22 protein-coding genes and 2 pseudogenes are annotated in these 21219 nt (G+C 61.4%); 21 read left to right on the top strand and 3 right to left on the bottom strand.

The genetic code is table 11. The features are described 5' to 3' along the window. Positions 1–338, bottom strand: a pseudogene (locus DC522_RS15175) (IS481 family transposase); the annotation flags it as partial. Positions 339–394: 56 nt separating this feature from the next. On the opposite strand from DC522_RS15175, the pseudogene DC522_RS35920 reads away from it, so the two are divergent. The 4 genes and pseudogenes from DC522_RS35920 to DC522_RS15150 form a co-directional block, all read left to right on the top strand. Beyond that, positions 395–487 (top strand): annotated as a pseudogene (locus DC522_RS35920) (3-oxoacyl-[acyl-carrier-protein] reductase); the annotation flags it as partial. Between the two features lie 55 nt (positions 488–542). Continuing rightward, a complete protein-coding gene (locus DC522_RS15165) occupies positions 543–1826 on the top strand; it encodes an amino acid deaminase (protein ID WP_116529515.1) in 1284 nt (427 codons plus the stop codon). 55 nt (positions 1827–1881) lie between these two features. Beyond that, the gene (locus DC522_RS15160; protein WP_116529514.1) at positions 1882–2811 is read left to right on the top strand and encodes an NAD(P)-dependent oxidoreductase; all 930 of its coding nucleotides are present in this window, start codon (positions 1882–1884) and stop codon (positions 2809–2811) included. Positions 2812–3164: 353 nt separating this feature from the next. After that, positions 3165–3770 carry a DUF938 domain-containing protein gene (locus tag DC522_RS15150; RefSeq protein WP_116529512.1) on the top strand — a complete coding sequence of 202 codons (606 nt, stop codon included), beginning with the start codon at positions 3165–3167 and terminating at the stop codon, positions 3768–3770. A gap of 27 nt (positions 3771–3797) precedes the next feature. On the opposite strand, the gene DC522_RS15145 is transcribed toward DC522_RS15150, so the two are convergent. Next, complete coding sequence (locus tag DC522_RS15145; protein ID WP_116529511.1) at positions 3798–4256, bottom strand: hypothetical protein; 459 nt, start codon at positions 4254–4256, stop codon at positions 3798–3800. 277 nt (positions 4257–4533) lie between these two features. Here DC522_RS15145 and DC522_RS15140 point away from each other — a divergent pair, with 277 nt between their 5' ends. The 4 genes from DC522_RS15140 to DC522_RS15120 all read left to right on the top strand — a co-directional run bounded on the left by DC522_RS15140 (position 4534) and on the right by DC522_RS15120 (position 6701). Next, positions 4534–4869 (top strand): helix-turn-helix transcriptional regulator, encoded by a 336-nt coding sequence (locus DC522_RS15140; RefSeq protein ID WP_116529510.1) that lies wholly within the window; start codon positions 4534–4536, stop codon positions 4867–4869. 12 nt (positions 4870–4881) lie between these two features. Beyond that, the gene (locus DC522_RS15135) at positions 4882–5307 is read left to right on the top strand and encodes a YeeE/YedE family protein (RefSeq protein ID WP_116529509.1); all 426 of its coding nucleotides are present in this window, start codon (positions 4882–4884) and stop codon (positions 5305–5307) included. Positions 5308–5310: 3 nt separating this feature from the next. Further along, positions 5311–5769: a YeeE/YedE family protein gene (locus DC522_RS15130; RefSeq protein ID WP_116529508.1), complete on the top strand. Its 459-nt coding sequence runs from the start codon at positions 5311–5313 to the stop codon at positions 5767–5769. Between the two features lie 293 nt (positions 5770–6062). Then, positions 6063–6701 (top strand): class I SAM-dependent methyltransferase, encoded by a 639-nt coding sequence (locus DC522_RS15120; protein ID WP_371679651.1) that lies wholly within the window; start codon positions 6063–6065, stop codon positions 6699–6701. Positions 6702–7881: 1180 nt separating this feature from the next. On the opposite strand, the gene DC522_RS15115 is transcribed toward DC522_RS15120, so the two are convergent. After that, entirely contained in the window at positions 7882–8358 is a 477-nt protein-coding gene (locus DC522_RS15115) for a YbaK/EbsC family protein (protein ID WP_116529507.1), read from the bottom strand. Between the two features lie 461 nt (positions 8359–8819). On the opposite strand from DC522_RS15115, the gene DC522_RS15105 reads away from it, so the two are divergent. From DC522_RS15105 to DC522_RS15045, 13 genes are all read left to right on the top strand, one after another. Beyond that, positions 8820–9467, top strand: coding sequence for a FadR/GntR family transcriptional regulator (locus tag DC522_RS15105; protein ID WP_165820167.1), 648 nt, complete (start codon positions 8820–8822; stop codon positions 9465–9467). Next, positions 9464–10636: a PLP-dependent transferase gene (locus DC522_RS15100; protein WP_116529504.1), complete on the top strand. Its 1173-nt coding sequence runs from the start codon at positions 9464–9466 to the stop codon at positions 10634–10636. The genes DC522_RS15105 and DC522_RS15100 overlap by 4 nt, the downstream gene beginning before the upstream one ends. Positions 10637–10696: 60 nt before the next feature. After that, positions 10697–11962, top strand: a complete 1266-nt coding sequence (locus tag DC522_RS15095; protein WP_371679647.1) for a sugar ABC transporter substrate-binding protein — start codon at positions 10697–10699, stop codon at positions 11960–11962. A 71-nt stretch (positions 11963–12033) separates the two neighbouring features. Further along, positions 12034–12966 (top strand): carbohydrate ABC transporter permease, encoded by a 933-nt coding sequence (locus tag DC522_RS15090; protein ID WP_116529503.1) that lies wholly within the window; start codon positions 12034–12036, stop codon positions 12964–12966. Positions 12967–12976: 10 nt separating this feature from the next. Then, positions 12977–13816 (top strand): carbohydrate ABC transporter permease, encoded by an 840-nt coding sequence (locus DC522_RS15085; protein ID WP_116529502.1) that lies wholly within the window; start codon positions 12977–12979, stop codon positions 13814–13816. 13 nt (positions 13817–13829) lie between these two features. Next, a complete protein-coding gene (locus DC522_RS15080; protein ID WP_116529501.1) occupies positions 13830–14909 on the top strand; it encodes an ABC transporter ATP-binding protein in 1080 nt (359 codons plus the stop codon). Between the two features lie 275 nt (positions 14910–15184). Further along, a complete protein-coding gene (locus DC522_RS15075) occupies positions 15185–16159 on the top strand; it encodes an ABC transporter substrate-binding protein (RefSeq protein WP_116529500.1) in 975 nt (324 codons plus the stop codon). A gap of 8 nt (positions 16160–16167) precedes the next feature. Further along, positions 16168–16929 (top strand): ABC transporter permease, encoded by a 762-nt coding sequence (locus DC522_RS15070; RefSeq protein ID WP_116529499.1) that lies wholly within the window; start codon positions 16168–16170, stop codon positions 16927–16929. Continuing rightward, positions 16926–17573: an ABC transporter ATP-binding protein gene (locus DC522_RS15065; protein WP_245444182.1), complete on the top strand. Its 648-nt coding sequence runs from the start codon at positions 16926–16928 to the stop codon at positions 17571–17573. Before DC522_RS15070 ends, DC522_RS15065 begins: the two co-directional genes overlap by 4 nt. Further along, positions 17570–18742 carry an ABC transporter substrate-binding protein gene (locus DC522_RS15060; protein WP_116529497.1) on the top strand — a complete coding sequence of 391 codons (1173 nt, stop codon included), beginning with the start codon at positions 17570–17572 and terminating at the stop codon, positions 18740–18742. The genes DC522_RS15065 and DC522_RS15060 overlap by 4 nt, the downstream gene beginning before the upstream one ends. Then, positions 18730–19692: a PQQ-dependent catabolism-associated beta-propeller protein gene (locus DC522_RS15055; protein WP_116529496.1), complete on the top strand. Its 963-nt coding sequence runs from the start codon at positions 18730–18732 to the stop codon at positions 19690–19692. The genes DC522_RS15060 and DC522_RS15055 overlap by 13 nt, the downstream gene beginning before the upstream one ends. Next, on the top strand, positions 19689–20405 hold the full coding sequence (locus DC522_RS15050) for an ABC transporter ATP-binding protein (protein ID WP_116529495.1): 717 nt from the start codon (positions 19689–19691) through the stop codon (positions 20403–20405). The genes DC522_RS15055 and DC522_RS15050 overlap by 4 nt, the downstream gene beginning before the upstream one ends. Further along, entirely contained in the window at positions 20402–21205 is an 804-nt protein-coding gene (locus DC522_RS15045) for an ABC transporter permease (RefSeq protein ID WP_116529494.1), read from the top strand. Before DC522_RS15050 ends, DC522_RS15045 begins: the two co-directional genes overlap by 4 nt. Positions 21206–21219 lie beyond the last annotated feature (14 nt).

Here is a 21219-nt window from a genome sequence, read left to right as displayed (position 1 = left end):
CGCCCAATCCCATGCCGCTGCAGGCAGCGATGCAGCGATGAGCGCGTCAGGTGCGGAATGGTGGGCGGGAGGGCATAAAGGCAGTCGTCCAGCGGCAGGAGGGTGTGCCGGCGAAACGCGACAATGACCGCCTCCTCATCGGCTGAAAGGACAGTCGACTCTGGGTTCTTGGGCCCGGTGGGCAGGTCAGCAACTGAGGTGCGCTTCTTCCATTTGGCGACTGTCTTCGGATTGATGCCGTGGCGCATGGCCAGGGCTCTCAGGCTTTCTTGACTATTCTGGATTGCGCGACGGACCGCCTCAGTCGTGGTGGCGCTGCCGTGGAGAACCTGGCCCATAGAGCATCCCTCCATTCAGGCGATGAGAAGGCACCATCAAACCCCGGGATCAAACAGCGGCCTACATCACCGGCACGACAATCATCGTTGATGGCGGTCAGACTCTGCCGGAAGGCCACGATTTCAGGATCAAGCCTCCTCAGGTCTGAGGCCAGAAAACAAGGTGAAACACGTATCCGCAGGGCATCCGCAAGGGGCTGCAACATGAAGCGAAACGAGGATCTGCTTGAGCCGTTGACGGGGCTCACGAAGGGTATGCCTTCGGCCAAGACGAAGGTTTCCATCGGAGAAGTCGCCGCACAGGGGTGGAATGTTCTGCGGGAAGACCTCGCGCTGCCCTTGGCGATCCTGCGCAAGTCAGCCCTGGACCGTAATGAGCGTTGGATGCGCAACTTCTGCGAAGCGGCGGATGTTACCATCGCTCCTCATGGCAGGACGACCATGAGCCCTCAACTGTTTCAGCATCAAATGGATGCCGGAGCATGGGCCATGACGGTTGCGACACTGCAGCAGCTTCGCGTCTGTAGAGAGTTCGGTCATCGGCGCGTCATTTTCGCAAACCAGCTCATCGGCCGCCAAGCCATCAATTATGTGACCTCAGAGCTGCGGAACGACCCTTCATTTGAATTCTACTGTCTCGTCGATTCCGTGCGAGGGGTCGAAATCCTGATCGATGCACTGACCCACAATCCAGCGGGGCGCCCCCTGAATGTGCTTTTGGAAGGCGGCAGCGTTGGCGGCCGAACGGGCTGCCGGACCGTCGAGGAGGCGCTTGCCGTCGCCCGCGCCGTAAAGGGTGCATCCCCGCATCTTGCGCTGCGGGGTGTGGAAGGCTTCGAGGGACTGAATACGGAGTCGAGCGACGAATCGGTCCAGGCATTCTTAAAGGCTCTGGTGACGATTGCGGAAGCCTGCGCGCGAGAGAACCTCTTCGCCGATGGGCCAGTTCTGCTGTCGGCGGGGGGATCGGCTTTCTTCGATCTCGTGGCGGATGCCTTTCATGCGGCCGATTTGGAGCGCCCAGTTCAGGTGCTGACCCGAAGCGGCTGCTACATCAGCCTGGATGCGGCGATGTACACCCGGTCCATCGAACGGCTTCTGCATCGGAAACCTGCTCTCGCCGATCTCGGTCCTGCTCCGAGGAATGCCCGGGAGATATGGGCCTATGTCCAGTCGCGTCCTGAACCGACGAAGGTAATCCTGACCGCAGGCAAACGGGATCTCTCCTATGACGTGCATCTGCCCATCGCCCTGCATTGGCACCGGCCAGGGGAGGACGTTGTTCATCAGGTGCCTGCTCAGCATACGATCATCGGCCTCAACGATCAGCACGCCCATATGACCGTGCCAGCCGATAGCCCTCTGCAGGTCGGGGATATGGTGGGGCTAGGGGTCTCACACCCATGCACCACCTTTGACAAATGGCAGGTCATGTTCATCGTTGACGATTCCTACAATGTCGTCGACGCAATCCGCACATTCTTCTGACACGGGCGCGACCGCGAGGGCGAGCGCAGATTCTCTCGGAACCAAGAGCTTAGACATGGCACAAACCTATTATCCCCGATCAGTCCTCATCACGGGAGCAGGCGGCAATCTCGGTCGCAAGGTTATCGAGTGGCTTGCCCGCACAGAATGGTGCCGATCAATCATCGGTCTTGATGTGACGACGGACGTTGGTCCGTTTTCTCCCGGGGCTTCTGCGCGTCTGAAACTCGTGGCGGGCGATCTTCTCCAGGCGAATTCCGGCTGGCAGGATGCTTTTCGCGGGGTGGACGCGGTCATTCACTTCGCTGCGCAAAATCCACACACCGATGCGAGCTGGGAAGATGCCGTTGCATCCTTCGATATGACGTTCAACGTGGCCGCTTCAGCCGAGAAGGCTGGGGTCCACCGTATCGTCTTCGCGTCCTCCAATCACGTAATGGGAGGCTACAAGGACTTTCCGCTCGCGGGCACCATGGGGCCAGGACATCTTACGACCTCGATAGCACCTGCGCCCGGAACGAAGTGGAGTACGGGTCATGGTTTTATGGATTCCACGGCTTACGCGGTGTCCAAGCTCATGTGTGAACGTCTCTGCGTGGATATGGCGGCCCAGTCGGAGGGGCGCCTCACAGCGGTCGCCGTTCGCATAGGCTGGACGCAGCCCGGAGAAAACCTGGCAAGGACGATCAATCTTGCGGGCGATCCCAAATACGGGGTAGGGCCGGAGCCGACCGATGAGGAGGGAAAACGGGACCTGCGCTGGTACCGCAACATGTGGCTCTCCAACGATGATCTCGGAAGGCTCTTCGAGGCGGCGGTCACCGCTGACGCGAGCCGCTGGCCGGCACCCGGCATCGTTGTGAATGGCATGTCCGCCAATGAGGGAATGGATTGGGATATCAAGCAGACGGAACAGCTTCTGGGTTATAAGGCGCAGCAGAATATTTATGCCGAGCTAAGGGCCGGGAGCGCGGCCCATGCTTGAGGGTAGCTCTTCAGCGGAATGCATCAAACGACAATCGGCACGCGGTGTCGAATACGACATCAGGTTTGGAGGAAAACGCTCATGACGCCGACGAGATCATGGTCGAATTGCCGGTGGCGGCGCGCAGACGCCTGACATGAAGCCTTGTGAAGACACGGACGTTTGTGAACTGGCTGCAGCGCAGGTAATGCAAGCTCTTGACACAACCCGGACTTGGCTCCGTGGTCAGCAAGTTGGCTTTCTGCGCAAATCGTTGCGACCGGTGGCCGATAACCGTCTCATATCGGAACTGCGCTTTATGGATCTGCCGATCCGTCAAGCGGCCAATTGTTGAAATGACGAGTTCACAGAACATGAATGGAGCCCTGAAGTCGCCATCAGTGGCGCGGAACCGCGATCCTATCCTGGCCGTCCTGAGACGCTTTCTTCCCCAGGCCGGCACAGTTCTGGAGATTGCCAGTGGGACCGGTGAGCATGCGGCCTACTTTGCTGCCGCGTTGCCGCGCCTCACGTGGCAGCCCACCGATCAGGACGAGCGGGCATTGAACAGCATCGCCGCCCATCGAGGAGATCCAGGGCTGTCCAATCTTCTCGCGCCTCTGAGACTGGATGCCGCCGCCCCGGACTGGTCGGTGGAGCGAGCCGACGCCATCGTGGCCATCAATATGGTCCATATTTCGCCTTGGCGGGCGACACAGGGGCTGATGGCCGGGGCAGGGCGGGTGCTCCCGCCTGGAGGTGTGCTCTACCTTTATGGGGCGTACAAGGAAAACGGCGCCCACACGGCTCCCAGCAATGAGGCCTTTGATGCCGATCTCAAGCGCCGAAATCCGGAGTGGGGCGTCCGCGACCTTGAACAGGTGGTGGATCTCGCAAGCACCCATGGACTTGAACTCGTCGAACGCATTCCGATGCCCGCCAACAATCTGAGTCTCGTGTTCCGGCGATCAGGGGCTTAGTGCCGGCGGCTCTCCTGTTTGCGCTCCTCAGAGGCGTGCGGCTTGGAGGGCATGACTGGCGCGGCTGTCGTGGTCGTGGGGACCCGGCCCGATTGGCCCGAAGTCGCCCCGCAGCGCCTTCAGCGCGTACCGCTCGGTGTCGATCTCCCGGGCCGTGCGGAAGCCGAGCCGCCGGAGGAGTGGCAGCGGTGGGCACCAGCCCTGCACCGCATGCTGGAACAGGAAGGCGGTCACTAGGGCGGGCAGGGCCAGCCAGCGTTTGTCCAACGCTGCCCCGAGCACCACGCCTGTAAAGGCCAGAGTCGAGGCATTCGCCTCCAGCGTGCGCTCGACATCCCACTCCCGGTCAAGCTCGCGGAGCCGGCGGTCGATCTCCTCGGGATGGGCCGCATGCCAGCTAACACTCGCGGCAATCTCATGCATGATTTCCCGATCAACGGAGGCGCTCGTGTACCTTGGGACACGCTCGACGGTGCTCGCAACCATGGTTCGGCTCCTGCAATAACGGAGGCAACGGCGCGTTGGCGGGCAGGTTCCGCAGCGATTATTCTTCGCGCGAGCGCCTCGTGCGGAACCGGAGGTCCGCGTCAGCGATAAGTGGGCCCGGTTATTCCCCCGATGCGCTGCTCCAGAAGAAGGCATCGGATCGATTCCAATCGATTCCAAAAGTGAAAGTCCACCTTTGGGTCCTATGCTCTAGGCCGCTTGCATTAATATAAGAGCATGCTAAATTAGTTTTATCTTACAGAATCGAGGAATGCGCATGCCTGGAGTAGAACTCGACCTCGAGACCTTTGAAAAGAATGCGGCGGAGGTTGCGGATATCCTGCGGGCGCTCGCCAACGAACGCCGCCTGATGATCCTGTGCAAGCTGGTGGAGTGGGGCGAGGCCAACGTCACCTCGCTGACCGAAGCCGTAGGCCTGTCGCAATCGGCCCTGTCGCAGCATCTCGCCAAGATGCGGGACGAGGGCATCGTCGCCACCCGGCGCGAGAGCCAGACGATCTGGTACCGCATTGCCGATCCGAGGATCGAGCAACTCTTCGCCACGCTCTACAGCCTGTTCTGCAAGCAGGCGAAGACCGGCAAGTCTGGCTGATCGGAGGTTGCCATGGAAAACTTCACCCCGGTGTCCGCTCTGATCGGCGGTCTTCTGATCGGGGCATCCGCCGCCCTGTTCCTGATGCTGAACGGGCGCATCGCTGGCATCAGCGGCATCCTTGGCGGGCTGCTTCATCCGGCCCGCAGCGAGATCGGCTGGCGCATGGCCTTTCTCGCCGGCCTGTTCATTGCGGCGCTCGTCTATGTCGCGTTCGGCGGCACCCTGCCTCCCGTCGAAACCGATGCCTCCATGCCGCTCCTGATAGTGGCGGGGCTAATCGTAGGATTCGGCACGCGCCTGGGTGCGGGCTGCACCAGCGGTCACGGTGTTTGCGGTATCGGACGCGGATCCCCGCGTTCGCTCGCAGCCACCGGCGTCTTCATGCTCACCGCCATCGCAACCGTCTTCATCACCCGGCATGTCATCGGGATGTAAGCCATGCCCCTGATCGTCTCCGCCTTCGCCTCCGGCCTGCTGTTCGGGCTCGGACTCATCGTCTCGCAGATGGTCAACCCGGCCAAGGTGCTCGGCTTCCTCGACATCTTCGGCAACTGGGACCCGAGCCTTGCTTTCGTCATGGGCGGTGCCGTCGTTGTCTCGGCGCTCGGCCACCTCATCGCCAAGCGCCGCGGCGTCCCAGTGCTGGCGCCGCGTCTGGAAATTCCGACACGGCGCGACCTCGACCCGCGCCTGATGGGCGGTGCCGCTCTCTTCGGCGTCGGCTGGGGCCTGGTCGGCCTGTGCCCGGGACCGGCCCTGACGGCCCTGACCTTCGGTCCATGGCAGGTTTTGGTCTTCGTCGCCGCGATGATCATTGGCATGGCGATCTTCCGTCTTGTGCCCGCGGACTGGCCGCAGGTCACCTTCCGGCGCGAAGCCGCCCGCGTGGATGACTGAGGTTGACGAGCCGCGTGGAAGAAATTTCTCCGTAAAGGAGGGCGTTACCGAGAAGGAATTCGTGGCTATGCGCACAGCGTGCAACACCAAACTGGCGGCGTCGCGCATCCTGTTGCCCTAGATCCAGACCAACATCCGATCCGGCAAGTTCCGGCCGACGGAAGCGAACGGGATTCGTTATCTGATGATTCCGGTCCAGATGAAGAGCGGTGCCGAAGAGGTTGTATAATGCAGATGCCCCGGTTTTCTGATGGCCGGGCTCCTTCACCCACCCAGGCCAGCACGAGACGGGGATGGACATGTCAGGCACGCGGCAGGAGCATTGGGAAGAGGTCTTCACAACCAAGGCCGACGAGGCCGTCAGCTGGTTCCAGGCAACGCCGGAAACCTCTTTGCGTCTGATCCGCGCGTGCCACCTTCCAAAGGGAGCGGTCATCCTCGATGTCGGAGCCGGGGCCTCCCGCCTGCCGGACGCCCTTCTCCACGAGGGCTATTCCAACATCGTGGTGCTGGACATTTCGGCGGCCGCTCTGGAGAGGACCAGAGCGCGCCTTGGCGACAAGGGGCACTCGGTTCGCTTCATTGTCGCCGACGTCGCGGCATGGCGGCCCGACTTCACGGTTGACCTCTGGCACGACCGGGCGCTCCTGCATTTCCTGACAGAGCCGCAGGACCGGACAGTCTATGCGGATGCGCTCCGCCGTGCAGTGCAACCCGGCGGCTTCGTCCTGATCTCGGGCTTCGCGCCGAGCGGACCCGAGCGGTGCAGTGGTCTGCCGGTCGTACGATCTGGGCCGGATGCCATTGCGGCCCTTCTCGGGCCCGGCTTCGACCTCCTGGACGCGTTCGAGGAGGACCATCAAACGCCGTCCGGAGGCCGGCAGCGATTCGTGTTCACCCGCTTTCACCGGCGTCAGATCCAAGGCCAGTAACGGAAATCTCTGGTTGGAGGCGGCCAGACCGAGGCGTGGGTGAGCAGGAGCATCGTGGTGCCTGAGGTAGGGCGTGGCAAGCTCTTCCGGCTACACGCCTGCGCGGTGACCGGTGGATCCCATCTGGTCACATGAGGTGGCGACCACGAGCACCTTTGGAGCAGGCATCATTCTCCTCTGCGCGAAGGCATTGCGCCGCTAACCCGGAGCAGCGGGGACGTTGTGGCCAGCCGGAGAAGTGCAGCAAACAACTCGCCACGAGCCGTTTACCCCTTGCGGATGGCGTTTCGATCCCCATATCAGGCTTACCCCAGCGGACAATATTGTGGACTTCGAAGCGGCGGGCGTCACCGCCGGCTCCGATGAGGCCGCGCCAGGACGGATGGACTCCGGCCCGGTCTGATCCTGCGCTTGCCTGACGATGCAGGCGCCCGTCTGGTACCCATTCAGCCCAGGCCCGTAGTGCGCGAGGCAGAGATGCGAAGGCATCCTGTCCGTTCGCCCCGGAGCCTGGGCTTTTTCGCTTATGGGCTCGGTTCAGGGATAACAGACCGGCCAGTGTCCAACCGTTGCGAATGATCGCACGTGCAGGGTTGGGGCGGGCGAGATGAGACGAGCCTGGCCGGATACAGGTCAAGTCGTTTGACGCGCAATGCTTCGGAAGTGGGGGCGAGGGCAGGCGACTGACCGATCTGAAACTCGGTCAGTCATGGTGGTTGAACACGCAAGGTCAGCTGTTGTCACTTCTCAGCCATTGAGCCTTGGTCAGCGGGCGGGTGCAGAGCGGACATTCAAGAGGGAAGGGGAGGTTCGCGACTGGCTCAACTCGAACATTCGGGAGTGATGCCGGGCCTCAGTGCCCCGCCTAGAGCATCGTGCGGAACCGCAGGTCCGCGTCGGCGAAAAGTGGACCCGGTTATTCCCTAGCGCATCGTGCGGAAAAGTGGACCCGGTTTTACGCTTCAACGATGCGCTCTCTAGAGAAGGGAGCATCGGACCCAAAAGTGCAAGTCCACTTTTGGGTCCGATGCTCTAGCGCGGCCCTTCGGGTCGCCTGAACGATGCTCTCATTGTAGGAGAAAGCATCGGATGGGTCCCAAAAGTGCAGATCCACTTTTCATGTCCGAGGCTGTAGAGCCTGCTATCAAAAGAGCAATCGGGGCTGTAGGTCCAAGCGGTCTCAGCCCTGGGCTGTGGGCGTCTGGCAGACATCCACCCAGTCTGCGCGGACAAGATCCGCCATGCGTTGCGGAGCGATGCGCACCGCTGCATGGATCGCGCCCGCCGCAGGCACGACCTCGTCGAAGGCCTTCAACGAGATATCACAATAGACAGGCAGAGGCTGAGCTAATCCGAACGGGCAGACACCGCCTACCGGATGCCCGGTTATGGTCTGAACCTGCTCGGCATCCAGCATCGAGGCTTTGCCGCCAAAGGCAACCTTGACCTTGCGGTTGTCCAGGCGGATGTCGCCTCGGGTCACAACCAGAAAGGTGCGCTCGCCCACGCGAAGGGAAAGCGTTTTGGCAATCCGTCCTGGTTCCACGCCGTGAGCCTCGGCAGCCTGGGTGACGGTGGCCGTGCTTGTGTCCATCTCGACGATCTCGATATCCGGAGCGTTCTCGGCGAAAAAAGCACGAACGGATTCAAGGCTCATGTTTGAGGTTCTCCTGAGACGTTGAAAGGGAATGACAGCAATAGACGAGGCGGTCAGACGAAGAAAAGCCTGCCCGACAGATTTTAATGCCGCGGACGCCTGTGCGGCCACACGGGCTCAACACGAGCGAGCGATTCCGGCGCTCTCCGTTGCGCAGGCAATCGCCCTCGCAACCAGCCAGCCGGCAGACGTAGACGTTAGCGAGATCGTCCTCCGCGCGACAGCCATTTCCTGATCGCTCCTGCCCGCCGTGGCGCATCGGGACCGTCAGCGATGGCTCGCCCGATGCGGTCCTTGCAGCTTGACAGGGTGGAGCCATTCCTCCAGCTTAAAGTTGTCAGACCAATTTACCGAGCGAAGGGGCCAGGGCCTCTTCGTGAAGCCGGGGGTTCGGACGCATGATGCAACCGGACTGGAGGCCGCAGCCTCCTCGTGCCGCATCCGCCAGGATGTCGATGGTGATGAGGGCCGTTGCCGAATATATCGGCCGTTCGGATCTTCAGCCCGGCGATTGCCTGCCGGCCGAGCGCGTGCTGATGACCGAACTTTCGGTCGGCCGCTCCACCCTCCGCGAGGTGATCCGGCACTGGCAGGCCCTGGGTGTCGTAGAGAGCCGCAGGGGAAGCGGCACTTACCTGCTGCGCCGAATTTCGCCCGAGACCATGCACCTTCCGCTTGCCGTCGACACTGGGCGCAACGGCCTTCTGCAGATGATGGAGGTGCGGCGTGGGCTGGAAGTGGAGGCGAGTGCTCTTGCGGCCGTCCGCGCCAGCGCAGACGATTTGGCGCTGATTGAGTCGAAGCTGCAGACCATGGAAGCTGTGCACCGCGAGAAGGGCTGCGCCGGACAGGAGGATCTGGAGTTTCACCTTTCGATATACGACGCCTGCGGCAATCCTCTCTTCGGCCAGCTTCTCTCTCAGCTGCGTGAGAGCGTGCAGGCGCTTTTCTCCATGTCCCGCCTGCGCACCGATTTCGCGGCGCGCTCCTTTCCGTTTCACCGCGAGCTGTTCGAGGCCATCGCTGCCAAGGATCCGGATGCTGCCCGCGCCAAGACTCTTTCAATCCTCGCGATCGTGGAGGAGGACATCAAGGATATGATCACATGAGCACTTCTGCCGATCCGATAGCCCGCGCCATGGCCATTCTCGCCCATGACGGGAATCACGCTTACGATGCCGTCGTGCCGCCGATCGCGCAGACTTCGCTCTTCACCTTCGGCTCCTATGCGGAGATGGAGGAGACCTATCGGGGCCAGAAGGTGAGGCCCACTTACACCCGCGGCTTCAATCCCACGGTCCGATTATTCGAGGAGAAGGTGGCTGCCCTGGAATATGGCGAGGATGCCATCGGCTTTGCCAGCGGCATGGCGGCAATCTCGTCGGCGGTCCTTGCCTTCATTCAGCCCGGCGACCGGATCGTGTGCGTAAAGCACGTTTATCCGGACGCATATCGTCTGTTTGAGACCTATCTCAAGCGCATGAATGTGACCGTCGAGTATGTCGACGGGCGCGATCTCGATGCAGTGCGGCGCGCTTTGCCCGGAGCGCGCCTTTTCTATATGGAGAGCCCCACGAGCTGGCTCATGCATGTTCACGATGTGGCGGCGCTGGCGCGGATCGCCCGCGATAACGGCGCGATCTCCATCATCGACAACAGCTGGGCGAGCCCGATCTTCCAGCAGCCGCTAACGCTCGGCGTCGATCTCGTGGTCCATTCCGCCTCGAAGTATATCGGCGGCCACAGCGATGTCGTGGCCGGCGTGGTGATCGGCTCGAAGGCGCTGGTGGATCAGATCCGGTCCCGCATCTATCCCTATCTCGGCGGCAAGCTGTCTCCCTTCGATGCGTGGCTGTTGTTGCGCGGCCTGCGCACGCTGCCGATGCGCATGAAGGCGCATGAGGCGGCGGCGCTCCATGTGGCGCGTAAGTTGGCGGAGCGCCCGGATGTGGTGGCAGTTTATCATCCGGGTCTCGGCAACGTCCTACCCGACGGATTGCAGGGAACGTCGGGCCTCTTCTCGTTCGAGTTCGACGGGAGCGTGGATATCCCGAAATTCGCGGATGCGCTGCGCTTCTTCAAGCTCGGCGTGAGCTGGGGCGGGCACGAGAGTCTTGTCGTCCCGGCGCGGGTGGTGCGGGTGCAGGCGGCTGGTCCCAACTCCGCCATCGACTTCGGTGTGTCGGAGCGCGTCGTCCGCCTTCATGTCGGTCTCGAAGGGCAGGATGCGCTCGTCTCGGATCTCTTCCAGGCCATTAGGGAGGCGAAGATGAGCTAGATGCAGCTGCGCACATCAACGGCCTGACAAGTTCAAAATAAATGAAACAGAGGGAAGACCATGATTCAACGCTTGTTACTCGCCACTGCGCTCGCCACGGTTTTCGCCGGAAGCGCTCTCGCCCAGACCACTCTGAAACTGACTGAAGTCATCACGAGCCCGGAGCGCACCGAGACGCTCAAGAGTATCGTCAAGACCTTCGAGGAAGCCAATCCCGGTGTTAAGGTCGAAATCACATCCCTCCCATGGGGGCAGGCATTCGAGAAGTTCGCCACCATGGTGTCGGCGGGCGATACGCCCGATGTCGTCGAGATGCCAGACCGCTGGCTTTCGCTTTATGCCAACAACGGCGCCCTCGAGAGCCTGGAGCCTTATCTGAAGACATGGCCGAACACGGCAGGACTCACCGATAAGACCCTGGAGGTCGGCCGCACCGTCAAGAACACCGCCTATATGCTGCCCTACGGCTTTTATCTTCGCGCGATGTTCTACAACAAGAAGCTCTTCGAGCAGGCGGGCGTGAAGGAGCCGCCAAAGACGCTTGAGGAATTCGAGGAGGCTTCAAAGAAGGTCTCGGCGATGCCGGGCAAGTACGGTTACTGCCTGCGTGGCGGTCCCGGTGGTCTCAATGGTTGGATGATGTTCGGTGCCACCATGGCGGGTGACAACACCTTCTTCAAGCCCGATGGAACCTCCACCGTCAACGATGAGGGCTGGGTGAAGGGCATCACCTTCCTCACCGATATCTATAAGAAGGGATATGCGCCGAAGGATAGCGTAAACTGGGGATTCAACGAGATCGTCGCAGGGTTTTATTCCAGCACCTGCGCCATGCTCGATCAGGACCCCGATGCGCTGATCGCCATTGCCGAGCGCATGAAGCCGGACGAGTACGGCGTGGCTCCGATGCCAAAGGGGCCAGCCGGAAAAGCCTTCCCGACGATCGGCTATGCCGGCTGGTCGATGTTCGCCAACAGCAAGAACAAGGAGCTTTCATGGAAGCTGATCTCCGCGCTTGCGAGCCCTGAAGGCAACATTGCCTGGAACAAGCGGACCGGCGCTCTGCCAATCTATAAGTCTGCAGAGAACGACCCGTTCTATTCCGGCCCGCAGTTCAAGGGATGGTTCGAGGAGCTGGCAGACAAGAATGTCGTGCCGACGATCATGCCGACCTACCTTCAGGAATTCGCCTTCTTTGCCGACTCGCTTGCGGTGAAAACAACCCAGCAGGCACTCCTCGGGCAGCTTTCTCCGAAGGACATGGCGGATCAATGGGCCGATTACCTGACCAAGGCCCAGAAGAAGTATCTCGCTTCGAAGAAATAAGAACGTGAGCGGCGCGGCTCTTATGAGCCGCGCCGCTATCATTTTCGGCTGCGCACAGGGTAGGAGTGCCGATGACAATCATGTCCCTGCATGAGGATGCTGCACACCGCAAGCACACCCCGCTGCGTCGGATCGTGCTCACGGCGGAGCCTTACCTCTATATCGCTCCATCCGTGCTTCTGATCGCTACGATCATGCTCGTGCCGCTGGTGATCGGATTGTCCTATGCCTTTCGCGACATCCAGCTGGTCAATCCCTTCAGCGGCGGCTTCATCGGCCTGGAGCATTTCCAGACACTCTGGACGGATTCGGCGTTCTGGCATTCCATGAAGAACACGCTGGTCTGGACCGTCGCATCGGTCGTGCTGCAATTCGCCTTCGGCCTTGTGCTGGCGCTGCTGCTCAACAATCCCTTCCCAGGGCGCGGCGTGGTTCAGGCGCTGGTCTTCCTTCCTTGGGCCGTTCCAACCTTTCTGTCGGGCCTGAACTGGGCATGGCTCTTCAATCCGGTCGTAGGCCCTCTGCCGCACTGGATGGCTGCGCTCGGAATTCTGCCTGCTCCCGAAAACATCCTGTCCGATCCGAGCCTTGCCATGTGGGGACCGATCGCCGCCAACGTCTGGTGGGGAATTCCGTTCTTCGCCATCACGCTCCTGGCGGCTCTCCAGTCGATTCCGCAGGATATCTACGAGGCTGCTTCCATCGACGGCGCCGGCCCGTGGCGACGCTTTACCGACATCACTCTTCCGTTCCTCGCGCCCACCATCGCGATTACCGTGCTGCTGCGGACGGTGTGGATTGCAAACTTCGCCGACCTTATCATCGTCATGACGAATGGCGGACCGGCGGACCAGACCCAGATCGTTTCCAGCTATATCTTCACCCAGGCCTTCCGGCGTCTCGATTTCGGCTATGCGTCCGCAGTCGCAATGGTCCTTCTCATCCTGCTGCTGGCCTATTCCTTCGTCATCATCCTGCTGCGGCAGGCCATGCTGAAACGTTGAGAAACGCTCCATGAAGTCCTCCGCTTGCAGCAGGCCTTACTGGTTCCTTCACTACGGGCTGCTCGCCTTCTATGTGATCTTCGCGCTCTTTCCCCTGTACTGGCTGCTGAAGGTCTCGGTGACGCCCAATGACCTTCTCTACAGTGAAGGCATTCGGTTGTGGCCGTCCCGTCCGTCGCTTGCGCATTACACCTTTGTGCTCGCCCACAGCGATTTCCCGTTGTTCTTCAAGAATAGCGTGATCGTCTCAGGCAGCACTGCCGTTTTCGTGACGCTCGTTGCCGCATTATCGGGCTATGCGATGTCGCGGTTCGATTTTCGTGGAAAGATGTGGCTCGTCGGCCTCATGCTCGTCACGCAGATGTTCCCGCTTGTCATGCTGGTGGCTCCGATCTTCAAGCTCTTCTCGCCGCTTGGCCTCACCAACAGCCTCACGGGTCTGGTCGTCGTCTATACGGCCTTCAATGTACCTTTCGCGACTTTCCTGATGCAGTCCTTCTTCGACGGCATTCCGAAAGATCTGGAGGAGGCTGCCATGATCGACGGAGCGTCGCGTTTTCGCGCCTTCCGTCAAATCATTCTGCCGCTCACTCTCCCGGGCGTTGCTGCTACCTTAGGCTTCGTGTTCACCGCAGCCTGGAGCGAGCTGCTCTTCGCCCTGATGCTCGTCTCCAAGGCAGGGGCCAGCACTTTCCCTGTGGGGCTTCTGAGCTTCGTGTCGAAATTCTCGGTCGATTTCGGGCAAATGATGGCCGCTGGTATTCTGGCCCTGATCCCCGCCTGCCTCTTCTTCCTTCTCATTCAACGCTACCTCGTCCAAGGCCTCACGGCCGGCGCGGTCAAAGGGTGAAGGTTCGCATCACATGGCTTCCATCGAAATTCAGGGCGTCGGCAAATCCTACGGGGCTATGCCTGTTCTCCATAACGTCGATCTGTCGATCCGGGATGGGGAGTTCGTGGTGCTGGTTGGGCCGTCCGGATGCGGCAAGTCCACGCTCCTGCGCATGATCGCGGGCCTGGAAGGCATCACCAGCGGGGCGATCCGCATCGGAGGGCACGTTGTGAACGAGCTTGCCCCGAAGGACCGCGACATCGCGATGGTCTTCCAGTCTTATGCTCTCTACCCGCACATGACCGTGCGGGACAACATGAGCTACAGCCTCAGGCTCCGAGGGACGCCCGCGGAGCGTATGGCCAGTGTCGTTTCCGCGGCGGCCTCCAAGCTCGGTCTGGAGGCACTCTTGGACCGCAAGCCCCGCACTCTTTCGGGAGGTCAGCGCCAGCGCGTCGCCATGGGCCGCTCCATCGTGCGGCAGCCGAAGGCATTTCTCTTCGACGAGCCTTTGTCGAACCTTGATGCACGGCTGCGCGAGCAGATGCGCGTTGAGATCAAGAAGCTCCACCGGGAGCTCGGCACCACGTCGATCTATGTCACGCACGATCAGGTCGAGGCCATGACCCTCGCCGACCGCATCGTTGCCATGAATGGCGGCGTCATCCAGCAGGTTGGAACGCCGCTGGACCTTTACGAGCGCCCAACAAACCTGTTTGTGGCTGGTTTTATCGGCTCACCTGCCATCAACATCCTTGAGGGCACGTTCCGTTATGACGGAGAACGGCGATCCGTCGAGCTTGGATCGGGAGAACGAATTTCACCAATTCCACTTGCCCACGGACGAGACGGCCAAGCCGTGAGGGTAGGGATTCGCCCTGAAGACGTTCGGATCTCCCCCACAACGGACGGGGGAGTGACCGGCCATGTCGAATTGGTGGAGCCGATGGGTCTGGGAACGATCGTTCATATCAGAGCAATGCATTATGCCCTGAAGGCCTTTGTCCTGGAACGAGCCGACTATACCGTCGGGACGAGCATCTCTTACGAGTTGCCTGCGTCCAAGCTGCACATCTTCGATGCCATGACAGGACGGAGACTTCCGGAATGAGCGCTTGCCAATTGCGTGCTGCGCTGCATGCCTCTCGAAGACCATCCCCGAGGATCCAGCCTTGACGCATCATGGAAGAAGGCCGAGCGTCCGCCAAGGCAGGTACACCGGACGTTCCTGAAGGGCAGGGGATTTCCTGGCTTGATCCCAAGAGATAGGAATAGAGATAGGGATCGGGCGTCCTTCTTGGCGCAGAAGCCTTGAAAAGCCATGCAAGTTGGAACCAAGCCGAAGCTTGGCCGTTGACGGGGGCCATTACTTGCAAGGGGCCGACCATGTGTCTCAGAGTTGCCTGGTTTATCCTTGCCTTGATCGTCTTAGGGCCTGCAAGGGCTCAGGACGACCACAAGATCAAGGTTGGTCTACTCAAGTTCGGTACAGTCGCTTGGGAAGTCGATACCATCCGGCATCACGGGCTCGACCGCAGGCATGACATCGCCGTTGTCCCGACTGAATTCGCCTCTAACGAGGCGGCTAAGGTGGCCTTGCAGGCGGGTGCGGTAGACATGATTGTCACCGACTGGCCCTGGGTTGCACGCCAGCGCGGCGAGGGGGTGGCCTTCAGCTTTGTTCCCTATTCGCGGGCCGTGGGCGCGCTCATGATCCTGCCGGGTTCGAGCATTGAAAGTCTCCGCGACCTTAAAGGCAAGCGGATCGGAGTTGTTGGTGGGCCTCTCGACAAAAGCTGGCTTCTTCTTCGGGCTTATGCGCAGAAGGAACTGGGGGTTGATTTTGCGGAGGCAGTCGAGCCTGTCTTTGGGGCCCCGCCGCTTCTGAACGAGGAACTGGCGCGCGGACGCATCGATGCCGTGCTCACGTACTGGCATTACGCTGCCCGTCTTGAGGCGTCAGGAGCCCGGCCGCTCCTGACGGTGACGGAGATACTCCGCCGTCTCGGCATCGGTGGAGATGTGCCGATGCTCGGCTATGCCTTTCGTGAGGAGTGGGCCGGTCGTGAGGAGGCCGCCCTGCAGGGCTTCGTCGCGGCTTCCCGAGAGGCCAAGGCGCTGCTTGCAAGCTCGGAGGAAGAGTGGGTGCGTCTGGCTCCGCAACTCGGCACCACCGACCCGGCTGTCTTGGCCGCACTTCAGGAGGGATTCCGGGTTGGCATTCCGGAGCGGTGGTCGGAGGCAGAGCGGAAGGCGGCCGCCGATCTTTATGCTATCCTGGTCCAGATTGGAGGAGGCAAGCTCGTCGGCCAAGCGAAGGCCTTTGACCAAAAGACCTTCTGGCCATCCGTCTCCTATTGAGGCCGCCGATGCGTGCTGCTGGTGCCGAAGGCAGAGGGACATGGCAGGGGATCGTCTCCATCCTGCTGTTCCTGTGTCTGTGGCAGTTAGGAGCCGGATTGGCCGGGAGCCGGCTTTTCCCGGGGCCTGTCACGGTCCTGCAGAACCTGTTGCAGGAGGCTGCCGGCGGGCCGCTGCTTTATCATCTCAGCATCACTCTGGCACGGGTTGGCATCAGCTTCGCCATCACCATGATCGTCGGCACGGCTCTGGGCATCGCGCTTGGCCGCCTGAGATGGCTCGACAAATGGCTCAACCCCTGGCTCGTCATTCTGCTCAACGTGCCGGCGCTCGTGCTTATCATCCTGTCTTATGTCTGGCTCGGACTTGTGGAGACAGCGCTTTTGGTAGCTGTTGCCCTCAACAAGATCCCCAATGTCGCCGTCACGCTCCGGGAGGGCGCGAGAGCCCTCGACCGGGACTACACGGAAGTCGCGCAGGTTTACCGCTTTGGTCCCTGGACAACTCTTCGGGAAGTGATCGTTCCGCAACTGGCACCCTATCTTCTAGCCGCCGCGCGCAACGGGCTTGCGCTGATCTGGAAGATCGTTCTCGTGGTGGAATTGCTTGGAAGATCTAACGGTGTCGGGTTCCAGCTCCAGAGCTATTTTCAGCTCTTCGACGTGCCACGGGTCATGGCCTACGCGGCAGCCTTCGTTTTATGCGTGCTGGTCATCGAGCTTCTGATCTTCGCGCCGCTCGAGCGCCGGGTGGGGCAGTGGCGGCGATGACTCTACAGGTTACCATTCAGCGGAAGGTCTATCCGGCTCAGGCTGGTGCGCCGTCACGGGTGCTGTTCCGGAACCTTTCGCTCGATATCGAGGCCGGAGAAGTCTGCGCCATCGTGGGCCCTTCAGGCATCGGCAAATCCAGTCTCCTGCAGATCGCGGCTGGCCTCGACCAGGATTTCGAGGGCTCGATCACGGGTCTGCCGCAGCCTGCTGGCTATCTCTTCCAGTCGCCGCGCCTTCTGCCTTGGCGGACGGCACGGCAGAACCTGGAGCTTGTGATTCCGGATCAGCCTGGCAAGGCAGCGGAATGGCTGGCGCAGGTTGGTCTTGCCGGATCCGAGGATATCTATCCTCAACGCCTGTCACTCGGTATGGCGCGGCGCGTGGCTCTGGCCCGGGCGCTGGCAGTTGAACCAAAACTTCTCCTGCTGGACGAGCCCTTTGCCTCGTTGGACGAAGACACATCCCGCGACATGCAGGGCCTTGTGGCAAGGCATATGCGAAAGCTGCGTCCGACGACGCTGCTCGTGACTCATCACTGGCATGAGGCGGCCGCTCTCGCTCAGCGTGTGATTACTTTGGACGGCGTCCCGGCTCGGATCGTGGATGACCGGCTCATCCGGCAGACAAGGGCGGCCGAATGAGGCTTGTACTGATCCTCCTCACACTGCTTCTGGCCATGCCTTCTCTGGCTGAAAACGATGCAATCGCCATTGCTTTCGTCACGCAGGAACGTGAACCTATCAAGCCCGTCTCGCCACTCGATCAGGAGATCGGAGACGAGGGCGTTGCAGGCGCGCGACTGGGACTGGCCGACAATGCGACAACGGGCCGTTTCACGAAGCAGCGCTTCGTGCTCGTGGAACGCACGATCCCGAAGAATGGCAATCCGTCTGACACGATCGGTGCTCTGGCGGCGGAAGGAATCCGCTTGATCGTGGCCGATCTCAACGCGCCCATTCTTCTTGCTGCCGCTTCAGATCCGCAGGCGCGCGAAATGCTGTTCATCAACGCGCGTGCGCCGGATGATATGATGCGCAATGGATCGTGCCGCGCCAACGTGCTGCACACGGCTCCCAGTCGCGCCATGCTGGCCGATGCGCTAGCGCAGTATCTGATGGCCAAGCGCTGGCGTCGCTGGTTTATCGTCACTGGACGACTGCCGGGTGACAGGTTGCTTGCGGAAGCGTACCGCCGCGCTGCAAAGCGCTTCGGCGCCGAGATTGTCGAGGAGAAGGAGTGGACCTTTCAACCCGGCCACGCCCGGACCGATACCGGCCATGTGACTTTGCAGAGCGAGATCCCGGCCCTGACGCAGATCGCAGATTACGACGTGCTTGTTGTCGCCGATGAAGCGAATGAATTTGGTGACTATCTGCCGGGTCGCACAGCACGACCGCGTCCCGTCGCAGGAACGCATGGGCTCGTCACGACCGCATGGAGCGAGGTCGCCGAGCAATTTGGCGCCACGCAGTTGCAAGCCCGGTTCGACAAACTCGCAGGACGGCGCATGGGAGCTGTCGATTATGCGGCGTGGGCAGCCGTGCGGGCCATTGGAGAAGCTGCGTTCCGGTCCCGCAGCAGCGATCCTTCTGCCATCATCGCGTACCTGCGCAGCCCCGACTTCGCTCTCGCAGGCTTCAAGGGGCAGGGGCAGAGCTTCCGCTCCTGGGACGGGCAGATGCGCCAGCCGATCCTGATCGCCGGGCCGCGCCTGCTGGTCTCCGTCTCGCCGCAGGCAGGATTTCTCCATCGCGGCTCCGAGCTCGATACTTTGGGAACCGACCGTGAGGAGAGCCAATGCAAGTCTTGATCCTTGCTGTTCTTGGATGGATGCTTACCCTGCAACCTGTTTTTGCTGAAACGGTCTATGTCTCGAACGAGCAGGACAACACCATATCGATCATCGATGGCGATAGTCTAAGTCATGTCGGCACGATCCCGGTGGGGCGTCGTCCGCGCGGCATTGGGCTGAGTGCAGATAAGCAAAAGCTGTATGTGGCAGTCGGAGACGACAACCGGATCGATGTGGTGAACCTGAAGAGCCGCACGGTGGAAGGCTCATTGCCTTCCGGCGAGGACCCGGAGCTTTTCGTGATACATCCGGACGGACGCCGCCTGTTCGTGGCGAACGAGAACGATAATCTCGTCTCCGTCCTCGACATTCCCGAAGGGCGCATCGTCACCGAGGTGGAGGTGGGCGTGGAGCCTGAAGGCATGGGAGCGAGCCCGAATGGGCGTTTCGTCGTCAACACCTCGGAGACAACGAGCATGCTCCATGTGATCGATGCCGAGACACTTGAGCTCATCGACAACGTGCTCGTCGGCACGCGTCCGCGAGTGGCGCAGGTCTCGGCGGACAGCCGGCAGATCTGGGTTTCGTCCGAACTGCGCGGCACGGTGGAGGTCTTCGACGCTGACACGCGGGAGCCTCTGGCGAAGATCGGCTTCGAGGTCCCAGGCGTTCCCCGCGAACTCGTCCAGGCAGTCGGGATTCAGCTCACGCCGGACGGCTCTCGCGCCTATGTGGCGCTCGGTCCCGCCAACCGGGTTGTGGAGGTGGATGCCAGAAACTTCAAGATGCTGCGCACCTATCTCGTCGGTCAGCGAGTCTGGCACATTGCGCTCTCGCCGAATGGTAAACGCCTCTACACGGCGAACGGCAATTCAAGTGATGTCACGGTGATCGATCTCGAAAACCGGGAGGTCTTGAAAACCATCGGCGTCGGCCGCTCGCCTTGGGGACTCGTTGTCGCTCCATGACTGCTCTTGTGATCGACAATCTCAGCCACGGCTTTGGTGCTCGCCAGGTGCTGTCCGATGTGGATCTGTCGGTCGATCCCGGCTCACTCACGGTTCTCCTTGGACTCAACGGGGCAGGAAAGACGACCCTCGTCTCCCTTGTGACCGGACTCTACAATGCGCGACAGGGCGATATCCGCATCTTCGGTCATTCCATCCGCCGTGATCGCCTGCCGGCACTGGCGAGCCTCGGCGTCGTCTTCCAGATGCCGACCCTCGACCTGGATCTGACCGTCGATCAGAACATGGCCTATCACGGCTCGCTGCACGGCCTCTCGCGAAAGGAGGCCCAGGAGCGTGCGGCGGAGGAGCTGGAGCGGCTTGGCGTCGGCGACAGGCGATACGAGAAGGTGCGATCTCTGTCGGGTGGGTTGCGCCGACGCGTCGAGATCGCCCGCGCGCTTCTGCATCACCCGAAGATCCTCATCGTCGACGAGGCCACGGCCGGGCTTGATGTCGCCGGCCGCCAACTGCTCCTGACGCACGTTCGCTCTCTCTGTCGCGAGGGCCTGAGCGTTCTCTGGGCCACCCATACGCTCGAAGAGGTGGAGCCTGACGATCCGCTCGTGATGCTGCATGAGGGAAATGTTCGCTGGAGGGGGAAGGCAAGGGATCTTGCGGCGGACGGGGATCTTGAAGCGGCATTCCTGCGGCTCACGGGGCGATCGTCATGAAGATGCGCTACGGAATGCGCGCGCTTGCGGGCATCATGCGCCGGGAGATGCTGCGTTTCATCGGACAGCGCGGGCGATTTGCGGCGGCCATCGTACGGCCTCTCGTCTGGCTGGGCATCTTCGCCGTGGGTTTCCGCTCCGTGCTCGGGCTCTCGATCATGCCGCCGTACCAAACCTACATCCTCTATGAGGTTTATATCGTGCCGGGCTTGGCCGGGATGATGCTGCTGTTTCACGGGATGCAGGGCTCCCTCTCCATGGTCTATGACCGGGAGATGGGCTCCATGCGGGTCCTTCTGACTGCGCCGCTGCCGCGGTGGTGGCTGCTCGGGGCCCGGCTTCTCGCAAACACCGTCACGGTGCTGCCTGTTGTCTATCTGTTCCTGCTGCTCGCCCGCTTCTGGGACGTACGGCCGCCGCCTCTGGGCTATGTGGCGGCCCTGCCAGCGCTCACCATCGCTGGATTGACGCTCGCCGCTTTCGGCCTGGCGCTCTCGTCCATGATCCGCCAGCTCGAGAATTTCGCGGGTGTGATGAATTTCGTTATCTTCCCGCTCTTCTTCGCCTCGACGGCGCTCTATCCTCTCTGGCGCCTGGAGGAGGTGAGCCCGGCACTGGCGGCCATCGCCTGGCTCAACCCGTTCTCTCATGCTGTCGAGCTGGTCCGGTTTGCGCTCTATCTCCAGTTTGAGCCGGTGGCATTTGCCGTTTGTGTTTTGGCCTTGGTCGTCTTCTTAGGGCTCGCGGTTTGGGGCTACGATCCTGGCCGTGGCTTCTGGGCGCGCCGGGTGGCCGAGTGATCTTGATCGCTCTC

Origin of the sequence: Microvirga sp. KLBC 81 (assembly GCF_003075415.1) — a bacterium.
Classification (GTDB): domain Bacteria; phylum Pseudomonadota; class Alphaproteobacteria; order Rhizobiales; family Beijerinckiaceae; genus Microvirga.
Note: the sequence above shows the minus strand (reverse complement) of the source record. Positions and strands in the feature narration are given on the sequence as shown.